The 13683-nt window shown below is 62.4% G+C and carries 12 protein-coding genes; 2 read left to right on the top strand and 10 right to left on the bottom strand.

The genetic code is table 11. The annotated features are described in order from the left end of the window. Nucleotides 1-29 precede the first annotated feature (29 nt). Genes J2Z31_RS00750 through J2Z31_RS00760 form a run of 3 tightly spaced genes read right to left on the bottom strand, consistent with a single transcriptional unit; the run spans nucleotide 30 to nucleotide 1419 of the window. Nucleotides 30-566 (bottom strand): NADH-quinone oxidoreductase subunit C, encoded by a 537-nt coding sequence (locus tag J2Z31_RS00750; RefSeq protein WP_209599967.1) that lies wholly within the window; start codon nucleotides 564-566, stop codon nucleotides 30-32. Continuing rightward, the gene (locus J2Z31_RS00755; protein WP_209599968.1) at nucleotides 563-1066 is read right to left on the bottom strand and encodes a NuoB/complex I 20 kDa subunit family protein; all 504 of its coding nucleotides are present in this window, start codon (nucleotides 1064-1066) and stop codon (nucleotides 563-565) included. Before J2Z31_RS00755 ends, J2Z31_RS00750 begins: the two co-directional genes overlap by 4 nt. Beyond that, the gene (locus J2Z31_RS00760; protein ID WP_209599969.1) at nucleotides 1054-1419 is read right to left on the bottom strand and encodes an NADH-quinone oxidoreductase subunit A; all 366 of its coding nucleotides are present in this window, start codon (nucleotides 1417-1419) and stop codon (nucleotides 1054-1056) included. The genes J2Z31_RS00755 and J2Z31_RS00760 overlap by 13 nt, the downstream gene beginning before the upstream one ends. Before the next feature lie 736 nt (nucleotides 1420-2155). Between J2Z31_RS00760 and J2Z31_RS00765 the strand changes: the two genes are divergently transcribed. Continuing rightward, entirely contained in the window at nucleotides 2156-2506 is a 351-nt protein-coding gene (locus tag J2Z31_RS00765; RefSeq protein ID WP_209599970.1) for a hypothetical protein, read from the top strand. Nucleotides 2507-2583: 77 nt separating this feature from the next. On the opposite strand, the gene J2Z31_RS00770 is transcribed toward J2Z31_RS00765, so the two are convergent. Then, nucleotides 2584-3234, bottom strand: a complete 651-nt coding sequence (locus J2Z31_RS00770; protein WP_209599971.1) for a response regulator transcription factor — start codon at nucleotides 3232-3234, stop codon at nucleotides 2584-2586. 288 nt (nucleotides 3235-3522) lie between these two features. Here J2Z31_RS00770 and J2Z31_RS00775 point away from each other — a divergent pair, with 288 nt between their 5' ends. Further along, nucleotides 3523-3915: a response regulator transcription factor gene (locus J2Z31_RS00775; RefSeq protein ID WP_209599972.1), complete on the top strand. Its 393-nt coding sequence runs from the start codon at nucleotides 3523-3525 to the stop codon at nucleotides 3913-3915. Between the two features lie 147 nt (nucleotides 3916-4062). Here the strand turns inward: J2Z31_RS00775 and J2Z31_RS00780 are convergent, their stop codons facing one another. The 6 genes from J2Z31_RS00780 to J2Z31_RS00805 all read right to left on the bottom strand — a co-directional run bounded on the left by J2Z31_RS00780 (nucleotide 4063) and on the right by J2Z31_RS00805 (nucleotide 13682). Continuing rightward, nucleotides 4063-7197 carry a PAS domain S-box protein gene (locus J2Z31_RS00780; protein WP_209599973.1) on the bottom strand — a complete coding sequence of 1045 codons (3135 nt, stop codon included), beginning with the start codon at nucleotides 7195-7197 and terminating at the stop codon, nucleotides 4063-4065. 100 nt (nucleotides 7198-7297) lie between these two features. Then, nucleotides 7298-8737 carry an NADH-quinone oxidoreductase subunit N gene (locus tag J2Z31_RS00785; protein ID WP_209599974.1) on the bottom strand — a complete coding sequence of 480 codons (1440 nt, stop codon included), beginning with the start codon at nucleotides 8735-8737 and terminating at the stop codon, nucleotides 7298-7300. Continuing rightward, nucleotides 8734-10209 carry an NADH-quinone oxidoreductase subunit M gene (locus J2Z31_RS00790; RefSeq protein WP_209599975.1) on the bottom strand — a complete coding sequence of 492 codons (1476 nt, stop codon included), beginning with the start codon at nucleotides 10207-10209 and terminating at the stop codon, nucleotides 8734-8736. The genes J2Z31_RS00785 and J2Z31_RS00790 overlap by 4 nt, the downstream gene beginning before the upstream one ends. An 8-nt stretch (nucleotides 10210-10217) precedes the next feature. Continuing rightward, nucleotides 10218-11978 (bottom strand): Na(+)/H(+) antiporter subunit D, encoded by a 1761-nt coding sequence (locus J2Z31_RS00795; RefSeq protein ID WP_209599976.1) that lies wholly within the window; start codon nucleotides 11976-11978, stop codon nucleotides 10218-10220. Next, a complete protein-coding gene (locus tag J2Z31_RS00800) occupies nucleotides 11971-12222 on the bottom strand; it encodes a hypothetical protein (protein WP_209599977.1) in 252 nt (83 codons plus the stop codon). Before J2Z31_RS00800 ends, J2Z31_RS00795 begins: the two co-directional genes overlap by 8 nt. Then, on the bottom strand, nucleotides 12219-13682 hold the full coding sequence (locus J2Z31_RS00805; protein ID WP_209599978.1) for a monovalent cation/H+ antiporter subunit D family protein: 1464 nt from the start codon (nucleotides 13680-13682) through the stop codon (nucleotides 12219-12221). The genes J2Z31_RS00800 and J2Z31_RS00805 overlap by 4 nt, the downstream gene beginning before the upstream one ends. Between the last annotated feature and the right edge of the window lies 1 nt (nucleotide 13683).

Raw genomic sequence — 13683 nt, forward strand, 5'->3', positions numbered from 1 at the left:
TCAGCGGTCCAACGTGAAAGCGGCCTCGCTCATGGAATTTCCTTGGTGGCAAGGTCGGGCTGCGTCGGCGGCGGGCCTTCGGCACCGAACGGGTTCAGCTTGTCCTTGTAACCGCGCAGCGGGAAATCCTTGCGCTGGGGAAAGCCCTCGAAGCCTTCCCACATGTAGATCCGGCGCAGGTCGGGGTGTCCGATAAAGCTGATGCCGTACATGTCCCAGGCCTCGCGCTCGTGCCAGTTGGCAGTGCGCCACACCCCGGTGACCGAGGGGACCACGGGGGGATCGCCAAGCCGGCACTTGATGCGAACCCGCCATTTGTTCGGCAGCGAATAGAGGTGGTAAACCGTCTCGAACCGCGGCGTATCGGGAAAGCGATCAACCCCACAGATGTCCGAGAGGAAATTGAACCGAAGCGCCGGATGGTCTTTCAGGAAGAGGCAGAACTCGACGATCTTGTCCGGCGGAACGACGAAGACGTGGATGCCGTGCGCGACGCCGAGGTCTTGGATGGCTCCCCCGAAGCGATCCATGATCAGAACTGGGTTGAGAGGCGCCACCACGCTCATGACGCTGCGACTCGATCCAGAGGCGTGCCGGCGAGCGCCCGAGACCTCTTGATCTTCTCTTGGAGCAGCAGGAAACCATGCATCAGCGCTTCCGGCCGAGGCGGACAGCCGGGCACGTGCACGTCGACGGGCACGAAGGTTTCCGAACCCTGAACCACGGCATAGGTGTTGTAGACCCCGCCCGAGATAGCGCAGGTGCCCATTGCAATCACCCAGCGCGGCTCCGGCATCTGGTCGTAAAGCCGGCGCACGACGGGCGCGAATTTCCGGGTTACGGTGCCGGCGATGATCATCACGTCCGATTGCCGCGGAGACGGGCGAAACACCACGCCGAACCGGTCGAGGTCGTAGCGCGCGCAGCCGGCCGAGATCATTTCGATAGCGCAACAGGCAATGCCGAAGGTCTCGGGCCACAGCGCCGATCTCCGGCTCCAGTTGATGACGCTGTCGGCCGTGGTGAACAGGACGCTGTCGCGGATCGCGTCGCCTACTCCTCCCATTCCAGCGCTCCCTTCAGCCACGCATAGGCAAAACCCACGAGCAGCAGCACAATGAAGACGAACATCTCGACATAGCCGATGAGCCCGATGTCCTTCAGGACGACGGCCCAGGGAAAGAGGAACATCGCCTCGACATCGAAGACTACCAACAGGATTGCAACAATGAAGAAGGGCACCCTGAAGCGCCCGCCGGCGGCCTCGCCTGCCGGGTCCATGCCGCATTCATAGGGCATGTTCTTCGCGGGATAGGGATTGGACGGGCGGAGCAGCGAGGAGACAAAAAGGGTCGCCAACGCCACCAGAACGATCCCGGCGACCATTATGAGAACCGGCAGGAATTCCATTGCCGTCATAGCATCCGCCCCGACAAACGAGGGCTTTGCTCAGGCCGCGACCAGACCCAATCCCGGGCGAAAAATGCCGTCGCCCATGGAAGCGGCTTGGGCAATCCTTTGGTTAGGACTCTATTCCGTCAAGCCGATCATTGCAAATCCAATCGAGTGGCATCTCCTCGAGGACCCACAACGGTTTAGGCCGGGACCTAAACCTCCGTATAGTTCATCCCCATCCAGTTGGTACCCGATCGTTCCTCCTGCTCAATAGTCAGGCCGGGAAGCCTGTTGCTATTGTTATTGCAATCTCCCGCGGACCCGTAGCTCCGAAAATGTGCGGGAGCCGCAGGGAATGAGAGGCGCTGTTACGGCGCTTGTGAAACTCGAAAGCGAAGTCGCCCTATTCACCATCGAGGTGCGGATGATGAGCAAGCGAGGGGTTACTCTTATGGCACTCGTGATCGCTGCCCCCGCAGCAGCGCATGATGCAACGCCGACTGCGGCACAACCGACGGGCTGGACTTATCCGTTTTCGTGCTGCAGCGGGCTGGACTGTCGCGAGATCCGCAGCCAGGCGGTTCTCGAGGGCCCCCGCGGATACGTCATCAAGCTTACCGGGGAGCTCATTACGTCACGAGATACTCGCATCAGGAACAGCCCGGATGGACAGTTTCACCACTGCACAGTAGCAGGGGAGCCCACCGGTCGCACCATTTGTCTCTTCGTTCCCCCACGTTCCTTCTGAAGGATAGTCGCCATGACACAGGAACTCAGCCGTATTGAAATCGATCTGGTCCCGTTGAATCTTTTTTCCGAACGCGTGCCGGAGGGCTGGACGATAGTACCGGGCAGCCCGGTGCAAATATCGCCGGGCTATCAAGAACAGCCGAATTCCGGTTCCGTGGAACATCTGATGACATTTTCCGTCGTGCCCCGAGAAACAACGGCGTCTCGCGGGAGGCAGGTATCGCTCGCCGGGCAGTCTGCATTCACGCTTTACGTGACGGGGACGCTGTTCGGTCTGTCGCTGTATTCGCTCGAGCTCGTCCGACTGGTCGAGGATTTCGACGAGTCTTGTCCTCCGGAGTATTCCAGGACCATTCATTAAAGGGACAAATCTGCAGACCCTATTGCCTTCGCTTTAAGGACAAGGACATGCACAAACAGTGGGAAGCAGGAATTCGTTCAATCGCGCGCGCTTTTAGCGCTCTGCGGCCTTTCCGGCGTGAGTTGCAGTTTGTCCGCCATCCGGGCGAGCTCTGGCAAAGATTTTGCACGCATTTTGTACATGACCTGGCTGCGGTGAACCTTCACGGTAATTTCGCTTACGCCAAGGTCGGCGGCGATTTGCTTGTTCAACAATCCCGTTACCACCAAAGACATCACCTCGCGCTCGCGCGGCGTCAGGCTTCCGAAGTTTTCACGTAACGTCTCCAGTGCCTTTTCATTCTCGAGCCAGGCGCGGTCGCGTGCCAGCCCGACGTGAACGGCGTCGAGCAGATCTTGGTCACGGAAGGGCTTGGTCAGGAACTCAATCGCGCCTTCTTTCATCGCTTGGACGGTCATGGGAATGTCGCCGTGCCCGGTTATGAAGACGATCGGGAGCTGGATATTGGCTCGAGACAGTTCTCGCTGAAATTCAAGGCCGCTCTTTCCCGGTAACCGGACGTCGAGGACGAGGCAGGACGGCCCCTGAGGTCTGCCGGACCGGAAGAAGTCGTCGACCGAGGCGAGGAGCCTGACTTCGAAACCGACGGACCGAAGCAGGCTTCCCAGCGCGTCGCGCAGCGCAGGATCATCATCAATCACGATGACTGTGGCTGCCATTTCTGTCATGTCAGCACCCTCAAGCAGGACCTCGCGGCCGCATCTGGTCGGGGGGTGATCGGTAACAGAGCACCGGTCACGCGAACAAGCCGCCCTCTTCAGAGCCCCAAAACGAAGTCGTGCCCATTATTACATCAGCCACAAGCCACTTCAACGCTCGCGTGGCGACCCGTTTTAAGCGAGCTATACCAACGTATAGCTACCCGAGCCTTCGCCAAGCTTGCATGCTGGTATAGGTCACCACTTGGCTACAACTCTAGATTCTCGCAAAACGCCGACCGCGAACTGGAGGCGGAAGTGCCAACAAAGAAGCCTCTGATTGCAATCGTCGATGACGACCAGTCGATGCGTGAGGCTACCAGGGGTCTCATGAGATCCCTGGGGTTTGACGCGGAGGCGTTTTCGTCCGCCGCCGATTTCTTGAAATCGAGTGATCTTCACCGAACGGACTGCCTGGTAACTGACATCCATATGCCGGGGATGAGTGGGCTGGATCTGCATCGCCGACTCGTTGCTCTGGGTGAAAGCATTCCGACGGTCCTGATCACTGCCTTTCCGAACTGGACCGTGCACGCTCGTGACCTGGGCCGGGACGTTGTCGGCTATCTGGAAAAGCCGTTTAGTGAACAGGACCTGCTGAAGTGCATCCAGTCTGCATTGGCGCGCAGGAGCGATGGCAAGAGTGATTGATGACGATCGCTCTACAGCGCCTCATCAGACGCGCAAAGGTCGCCGCAGCACTTTGAATTGCTGCATGTGTCTGTCCTTGATCAGGGCTAACTAGGAGACATGCAGTTGCCAGGATTTTTTCGCAACGGGATTCATTCAGGCCGGAGTCTAGCCCGCTTGCTTGTCAGGGGCGCCCTCGTCCGGCTCTGAAGGCAGGCGGAATTGAAACACAGCGCCGGAAGGATCGTTCGCCCCAGCCCATAGCCGTCCGCCATGCGCCTCGATGATCGAACGGCAGATGGCCAGGCCCATGCCGAGGCCCTCCGCTTTCGTCGTATAGAAAGCCTCGAACACGCGCTCCGAACTTTCGGGCTCCAGACCGGCGCCCGTGTCCTGCACCGCTACCAGCACGCACCCGGCAGCCTCGAGGCTCGAGCTGATCAGCAACTCGCGTCGCCCGTCCGTCACCTTCTTCATGGCGTCGATGCCGTTCATCAGCAGGTTCAAAACGACCTGCTGCAACTGCACCCGGTCGCCCGTAACCGGCGGGAGGTCGTGCGCCAGCTCCGTCCTCACCAGGATGCGATGGCGGCGCACCTCGCCATGAACGAGGGCTATCGTATCTTCGATGAGGGCGTTGAGGTCCACTTGCATGGAAACAATGGGCGTCTTCTTGAGCAGCGCGCGCACCCGGCCGATCACCTCCCCTGCCCGCTGCCCGTCCCGTAAGATGCGGTGCAGCGTCTCTCGAACCTCGTCGATGTCGGGGGGCTGGCTTGCGAGCCAGCGCAGGGCCGCGTTGGCGTTGGTGACCACGGCCGCAAGGGGCTGATTGACCTCGTGGGCGATCGACGAGGTCAGCGCTCCCATCGTCGTCACGCGTGTGACATGTGCCAGCTCCGCCTGCGCCTTCTGCAGTGCTTCCTCCGCCCGCTTCCGGTCTTCGATATCGACGAGAAATCCGTACCACTTGAGAACGTTTCCGTGATCATCCCTGAGCGGTACGGCGCTTTCCAACCACCAGCGATACTCGCCGTCGGCCGCGCGGCGGACACGCACTTCGGCCTCGAACGGGCGGCCCGTAGCCATGGAGGCGCGCCATCTGGACCTATACTGCTCGAGGTCGTCTGGGTGAATTCGGGCTTCCGGCTTCCAGCCTTCGTTGGACATTTCTTCCCGGGAGAGGCCCGTGAACTCCTGCCAACGCCGGTTGATGAAATCGACGGCGCCGTCAGGCAGCGCGGTCCACACCATAGCCGGAACCGTCTCGATCACTTCGCGCAGCTCCTCCTCGCTCCGCAGGGCAGCCTCTTCGGCGCGTCTGCGCTCGGTGACGTCTTCGCACACGATCAGGATGACGGGTCGTTTCTTGATAAGCATCGCTCGGGCGGTTTCGCGGACCCAGAGCATCGATCCGTCCTTGCGAATCTTGCGCAGCTCCCAGCTCATGGCGCGGCCGAGATGCTCGAGGCAGGCGGCCGCATGCCTCTGGACGGCGTCTCGGTCCGGCTCGTAGAAAACGTCCTGCACGGGACGGCCGATCAGCTCGCCGACCGCATAGCCGAGCTGTTCCGCGCCGAACGGATTCACGGACACGATGGTGCCGGTCGCATCCACCATGAAGTACATTGTCGGGTTGTTCTCGAATACGGCCCTCCACTGCTCCTCGCTGTCTCGCAGCGCCTCCTCCACCCGTTTGCGCTCGGTAATGTCCTGGATCGTGCCGAACATGCTGCGCGGCCGGCCAGAGGCGTCTTTTGTCAGATCGCCCTGGCTGTGGACGATGCGCAACTCGCCGCTTGGCCTGACAATGCGGTACTCGAGTTCGTAGCGGCCTTCGCCACTCACGGCCTTTGTTGCGGTCTGGCTCCAGTATGATCGATCGTCAGGATGTATCCGCTCGACCGCCTCGGCAAGACTGACCACCATGCCGGGCCGCGGCGCCATCCCGAAAATGCGAAATGTCTCTTCCGACCACATCAGACTGTCGGTGCCGAGATCCCGTTCCCAGTAGCCGACATGGGCTACGCGCTGAGCTTCGGCAAAGTTGGCCTCGCTTCGCCGCAGACCCTCCAATGTCTCCTTGAGGCGGGAAGTCATGAGCGTGAACGCCTGGGCGAGCAGGCCGACCTCGTCGTTCCGGCGAAACTCGGGCACATCCTGCCATTCGTCCCTTGCGATCGCGTTCGCTGCCCGAGTGAGGGTTGTCAGCGGCCGCAACATGCGTCCGATCAGCGCCAGTCCGAGCAGGACGAAGACGGTGACGATCACCGCGCCGACGCCGATCGAGAGATAGGCTGCACGATAGACAGGGCTCAGGAAATCCGCCGCCGGCACCGCCGAGATGATGGTCCACTCGAGTGCGCCCGGTCCTACGACGCGGTCGACGGCCGCATAGATCCTGCCCTGCGCAGGGTCATTGAAAGAAAATGCTGCCGGCTCGGATGACGCGGACCCGACGATCCCGGGGGACCGACGAAGGTAGCGCGCGGTCTCGGCAACGATCGGATCGGCGGAGTCCGATGCCTGCAGGCGCAGATGCCCGCCATCCGCAGCAATCGTGACGGGTGAAACTCCTCCCGACGCGCCGATCAGATCTCCGTTGGCATCGATGATGAAGGCCCGGCCGTTCTCGCCGATTTCAAGTGTCTGCAGGAATCTGGAAAGCTCGGTCAGGATGAGATCAATGCCGCCCACCCCGATGAAATTGCCGTTCTGATCCGACACCGGGGCGGCGAGCGAGACGCCGAGGACCGGCTCGGCTGCGCCGAGGTAGGGCTCGGTCCAGTACCGCTCGCCCGTTTCTTTCGCCTGTTGGTACCAGATCCTTTCGCGTGCATCGAACGTGCCTTCGGCCTTCCGCAAACGGCCGATCCTGCCGCCGGGCAAGGCTTCGAACTCGCGCAGGACGCCGGCGCGAAAGTTATCGGTCATCAGAAACACGACGCTTGAATCGGCCATTCGCCCGACCGAGACGAGCCCGCCGGCCTGGTTGCCGAAGAACATCCAATCGACGTCGGGATCTTCGGCCAGCAATGCATGGAGCTCTCGCGCGACGGCCTGCTGGTCGCCAAGCGACAGGTCGCGTCGCACAAGGTCGCTCGCCAATCGCGACACGGCGTTGTCGGCGCCGCGCATCATCTGGTCGACATCGCGATGCACGGCCTGCGTCACCTCTCGGATCAGGCGCTCGGACATGATCGAGACGATGACGTTTCCGGTCCAGATCCACATCCCCGCCAGTACGAGACTTAGAACGAGAGCGACGCAGGCGACGGGGAAGATTAAGCGATGTCGTAACATGATCGCCGAGTTCCCCCAGACAATCAGACAGATATTCTTGGGGCTATATTGCGCTCATGGATCGCCACTCGCAATCCGCGACGCTTTTGCAGATCCCGCGCTAGCCGCCGAACACCGACGTCTGCGCAAGCCTCAGAAACCACGCCGGAAAGAGGCCGATGCCGATCGTGCCGGCCGCGGTGACGGCAAGCGTCGTGCGGACGGCCGGCGTCAGCGCCGGCTCGAAGGTCCTTGTCGGCTCGCGCATGTAGATCACCATCACGACCCGGATATAGAAATAGGCGGCGACGGCGCTCAAAAGCACGGCGATTACGGCAAGCGCGACGAAGCCCCGCTCGACGAGCGCGACCAGCACGTAGAACTTGGCGAAGAACCCCGCCGTCGGCGGAATGCCGGCGAGCGAGAAGAGATAGAGCAGCATCAGGAGCGCCAACCCGGGATGCCATTTCGAGAGGCCGGCATAGTCCTCGATCGTCTCGCCCAGGAAGTCGCCGCTCCGCATCATGATCACGATGCTGAATATGCCGAGGTTCATGAAGGCGTAGATCAGCAGGTAGAGCATCACGCTGGCGATGCCGTCCGCGCCGCCGGCGACCACGCCGAAGACGGCAAAGCCCGCATGGGCGATGCTGGAATAGGCGAGAAGTCGCTTGAAGTTGTCCTGTACCAGCGCCACGAAGCTGCCGAGCGCCATCGTCACCACGGCAATGGCCGCGACGATGACCCAGGCATCCGACCCGGCGATCAGCGGGTTGAGGAAGACCCTGAGGATGATGGCGAAACCCGCCGCCTTGGGCCCGACCGACATGAAGGCGGTGATCGTCGTCGGCGCGCCTTCGTAGACATCCGGCACCCACATGTGAAACGGCACGGCGCCGATCTTGAAGACAAGGCCCGCGACGATGAAGACGACCGCGAGCAGCAGTGCCGGATCGAGAGGCTTGCCGGTCACAGCGGCGGCGACGCCGGCGAGCGCGGTCGTGCCGGTGAGCCCGTAGACGAGCGAGACGCCATAGAGGAAGATCGCGGTCGAGACCGCGCCGAGGATCACATATTTCAGCGCCGCCTCGTTGGACCGCCGCTCCCGCCTGAGGAATCCGGTCAGCACATAGGTCGAGAGCGCCATCAGTTCGAGGCCCACATAGATGGAGAGGAGATCGACGGCCGAGGCCATGATCATCATTCCCGTGAGCGCGAAGAGGAGCAGGACATAGTATTCGCTGATCGCGATGCCCTCGATATCGGCATATTTGCGCGAAAGCAGGAAGGTCAGCACGGTGGCGAGATAAAAAACCATCTTGAAGAAGACGGCGAAGCGGTCGGCGACGAACATGCCCGTGTAGGCCGGCCGAACCTCGGCCGCAAGCAAGACTGTCGCGAGCGCGGCGACGAGGACCACCGCGACGGAGGCCCAGACGAGCACATGCTCTTGTCCCCTCCGCACGAATTGCCCGAGGATCAGCAGGGCGCAGGCTCCGGTGATCACCAGGATTTCCGGAAGGCTTGCAAGCACCCATCGAAGAAGCTCGGCCGCGCTCATGGGCCGCCCCCGGTTCCGTGGACCTGCACCAGCAGGTGCTTGACCGAAACGTCGATGATCTCGAGGAAGGGCTTCGGATAGAGACCGACCCACAACACGAAGACGGCAAGCGGCAGGATCGCGACCATTTCGCGCGCGTTCACATCGTGTATTGCGTAGCGATCGCCGACGCTCGCCTGACCGAGCGCCACTTTCCCGTACATGCCGAGCAGATAGGCGGCGCTCAGCACCGCGCCGAGCACGGCGGCCGCGCCGAAGGCGGGATTGGCGGCGAAGCCGCCCGACAGCACCAGCAGTTCGCCGATAAAGGAATTGGTGCCCGGCAGCGCCATCGACGACAGCGTGAAGAGCGCCAGAAACGCCGTGTAGATCGGCGCAGCCTTCATCAGCCCGCCATAGGCGGCGATGCTGCGCGTATGGGTGCGCTCATAGATCAGCCCGACGAACAGGAACAATGCGCCGGTCGTCACGCCATGATTGAACATCTGCAGGATGCTGCCCTCGAGCCCGTGAAGGTTCAGCGAGAAGATCCCGAGCGTCACGAAACCCATATGGCTGATGCTGGAATAGGCGACCAGCTTCTTCAAGTCGTCTTGCGCCAGCGCCAAGAGCCCGCCATAGACGATTGCAAGCGCCGAAAGCGCCAGCATCAGCGTCGAATAATAGACCGACGCCTCCGGCAGCATCGGCAGCGAGAAGCGCAAGAAACCATAGGCGCCCATTTTCAAGAGCACGCCCGCGAGAATGATGCTGCCGGCCGTCGGCGCCTGCACATGGGCGTCCGGCAGCCAGGTATGGACCGGCACCATCGGCACTTTCACGGCAAAGGCGATCAGGAAGGCGAAGAACAGCCAGGACTGGACCCCGAAAGGCAGATCCCGCGCCGTGAGCGCCAGGATGTCGAAGGTTTCGCCGCCCTCGAAATAGAGCACGATGACGCCGATCAGGAAGAGCAGGCTTCCCGCCAGCGTGTAGAGGAAGAACTTGAAGGCCGCATAGACCCGGCCCTCGCCGCCCCAGATGCCGATGATCAGGTACATCGGGATCAGCATTGCTTCCCAAAGCACATAGAACAGGAACAGGTCGAGCGCCGAGAAGACGCCGAGCATCAGCGCCTGCATGGCCAGCAGGTTGATCATGAACTCCTTCACCTTGCGATCGATCGCGACCCAGGAGGCAAGCACCGAGACGGAGCCGAGCAGTGCGGTCAGGAACACGAAGAGCGCGCTGATCCCGTCGACGCCAAGGGCATAATTGATGCCGAGCGAGGGCACCCACGGGCGGATCTCGGTGAACTGCATCGCGTGGGTCGTGGTATCGAAATTCGCCAACATGACGATCGAGAGCGCCAGGTCGATGAGCGTGACACCGAGCGCCACGCGCCGCACCGCATCGTCGCTCGGCAGCAGCGCCAGGATCGCCGCCCCGGCAGCGGGCGTCAGAACGATGAGGCTGAGAAGCGGCAATTCCATCTCACCCCCTATCGCCATACCACGGCGAAAACGACGATGGCCGCGATCAGGCCGGCGATCATCGCCAGCACGTAATGGGTGACGACGCCGGTCTGGAGCCGCCGCAGCACTCCGCCACCCTCCAGGATCGAACGGGCGACGCCGTTTACGACGCCATCCACGCCATGAAGATCGAGCCGCAGCCCCGCCCGCGCCGAGCCATGCAGGAAGGGCAGCACCGCCGTTTCCGAGACGCCGCTCACCGCCTTTTCGTAGCGTGCCACGGGCCTTTCGGCGAACCACATGAACCAGCGGGCGCCCTTGCGGTAGAACCAGTCGGTATCGATGCTGATTGTGTTTTCCGGATCGAGCGCCTTGAGGAAAACGACGAAGCCCAAGGCCGTGAACATCAGGATGCCGAGGCTCTCGGTGATGTGAGCGCCGGTATAGGGCTCGAAATCGACCGGATGCGGCAGCAGCGCGTAAAGCGGGCCGGGGAAGAGCCCGATGGCGATGCAGAGCGCTGCCGCCATGCCCATGGCGACCAGCATGTTTCCCGGCGGCTCGCGCGCCTCGAGCTTTCGGTCCGTGCCGAAGAACATGTAATAGGGAAGCTTGAGCCCCGTGTGCAGGAAGGTTCCCGAGGATGCCATCGTCAGCGCCAGCGCGACCAGCGCCCGGTGATCCTCGCCGGCGGCGGCAACCACCATGGATTTGGTGACGAAGCCCGAGAAGAACGGAAATGCCGAGATCGCGAAGGCGCCGACCATGTAGAGCGCCACCGTCAGCGGCATGGTCCTGTAGAGCCCGCCCAATTCGGTGAGCTTGCGGCGGCCGGTGACGTAGATCACCGCGCCTGCGCCCATGAACAGGAGCGCCTTATAGAGGATATGCGCGAAGGCATGGCTGGTGGAGCCGTTCACCGCCATCTCGGTGCCGATGCCGATGCCCGCGACCATGTAGCCCACCTGGCTGACGATGTGATAAGCAAGCAGCCGCCGGCAGTCGTTTTCGAGGACCGCGTAGATGACCCCGTAAAGCGCCATGGCGGTGCCGAGCCAGACGAGCAGTTCGGTGCCTGGAAACGCCCGCGCCAGCACGTAGACCGCCGTTTTCGTGGTGAAGGCGCTCATGAACACGGCGCCAGTGACGGTTGCCTCCGGATAGGCGTCGGTCAGCCAGGCATTGAGCGGTGGCACCGCCGCATTGAGCAGGAAGGCGACGAGGATCAGATAGGCGCCGCTGCCGATCTCTCCTTCGATCGGACCGAAGAGCAGCGAACCGGTGGCGGACGCGTGCAGGACGATTCCGCCGAGAAGCGCAAGGCCGCCGGCGATGTGGACCATCAGATAGCGAAATCCCGCGCGGATCGCCGGCCTGCCGCGCTCAGCGAAAACGAGATAGGCAGAGGCGAATGCCATGCCCTCCCAGAACAGATAAAGGGTGAGGTAGTCGCCGGCGAACACCACGCCGAGCGCGCAGCCGACATAAACGAAGGCGGCAACGTGCTGGCCGGCGCTCGAAAGGTGCAAAGCATAGACCATTCCGATCAGCGCCATGATGGTGAAGACGGTGGCGAAGACGATGCTGAGCTTGTCGACCTTGGCAAGCAGGAGCCCCTGCCCGATGAAGCGCGCCTCGCCATAGCTGCCCGGCTCGATCGCGAGCACGGCGAGGATCGCCAGAACCGGGATCGTCACCAGATAGGCCTTGCGGACCGGGCCGCCGAGGAAGGGGATCGCCAGGGCGCCGACGATGAAGATCAGGGCCGGATGGACGAAATCAATCATAATAGTCCTCGCGCCGCATCAGCCCGCGATGGCCGAGAAACTTGGAAACGAAGATAAGGAGCACGCAGGAGCCGAAGCCGTAGGCGGCCGGCCAGCCCGGCAGGCGGTCCCAAGGGAATTCGGCATGCTCGCGGGGGACCAGGAAGTCGGCGGCGACGATCAGAACGAGCACCACGTAGAACAGGCGGCGCCGCTGTTGCTGGTATTCGTCGTCACCGAAGAAATCGACGATGCGCTTGATCATCCGACCACTCCGCTTGCCAGGGTCAGGAAATAATCGGGGAAGATGCCCATCAGCACCGACAGGATGGCTGTCGCGACGAGCGGGATGGTCACCATCGGGATCTCGCGGACCGCAGCCCGGCTCTCCTCAGGCTCGGCCTCGAAGAAGGCGGCGTAGCTCACCGGCAGGAAATAGGCGGCATTCAGCACCGAGCTTATGAGGAGCACCGTCAGGAACGCCATCTCCCCCGCCTCGACCGAGCCCTGCGCGAGATACCATTTGCTGACGAAGCCGGCCGTCGGCGGCAGGCCGATCATGCTGAGGGAGGCGACGAAGAAGGCCCCCATGGTCCAGGGCAGCCGCCGGCCGATGCCCGCCATGTCGCTGATATTGCGTTTTCCCGACGCGCAATAGATCGACCCCGCACAGAAGAACAGCGTGATCTTGGAGAAGGCATGCGCCGCAATGTGCACGATCCCGCCGACCATTGCCACCGGCGACAACAAAACCGCGCCGAGCACGACATAGGAAAGCTGGCTGACGGTCGAATAGGCGAGCCTCGCCTTCAGGTCGTCGCGCGTCAGCGCGTAGACGGACGCCATCAGGATCGTGAAGGAGACGAGGTAGGCGGTGGCGATGCCGAGGCCGAGTTCCCCGACGAGCCCGACGCCGAAGACATGGAAGACGACGCGCAAAACGCAGAAGACGCCCATCTTGACCACGGCCACTGCATGCAGGAGCGCACTCACCGGCGTCGGCGCCACCATCGCGGCCGGCAGCCAGGCATGCATCGGCATCACCGCAGCCTTTGCGAAACCGAAGAGATAACAGAAATAGACGACGGTGAGCAGCGCCGCCGGGGCCTCGACGCGCGCCAGCAATCCCCCCGCGACGAAATCGAGCGAGCCCGCTATCTGGTAGGTCAGCGCCAATGCGGCGAGGAGCACGCTCTTCGAGGCGCCCATCAGATAGACGATGTACTTGCGCCCGCCCAGCCATCCCTCCTCGTCCTCGTGATGATAGACGAGCGGGTAGGTGACGAGGCTCAGCACCTCGTAGAATATGACCAGCGTGAACAGGTTGGCGGCGAAGGCGCCGCCGACGGCCGCCGCGAGGCTGAGCGCGAAACAGGCGTAGAACCGGGTCTGGGCGTGTTCCCTCAGGTGCCGCATGTAGCCGATCGAATAGATCGCGGCGACGATCCACAGGAGCGACGAGACCGTGGCGAAGACCATGCCGAGCGCATCGGCGCGGAAGGCGAAATCGACGCCGGGCAGGATCTCGAAAAGCCGCAACTCGACGCTCCCGCCCGAAAGCACCGTGGGCGCCATCGAGGCGACGATCGCGAACATCAAGACCGCTGCCACGGGCGATACGAGATCGCGGAGTTTTTCATGCTTGTGAAGGAGGAGAACGAAAAGAGCTGCGAGGCCCGCGATGGCGATGGCGATGAGCGGCCGGATCGAAACCACGGGGTCCAAG

This window comes from Sinorhizobium kostiense (assembly GCF_017874595.1).
Taxonomy (GTDB): Bacteria; Pseudomonadota; Alphaproteobacteria; order Rhizobiales; family Rhizobiaceae; genus Sinorhizobium; species Sinorhizobium kostiense.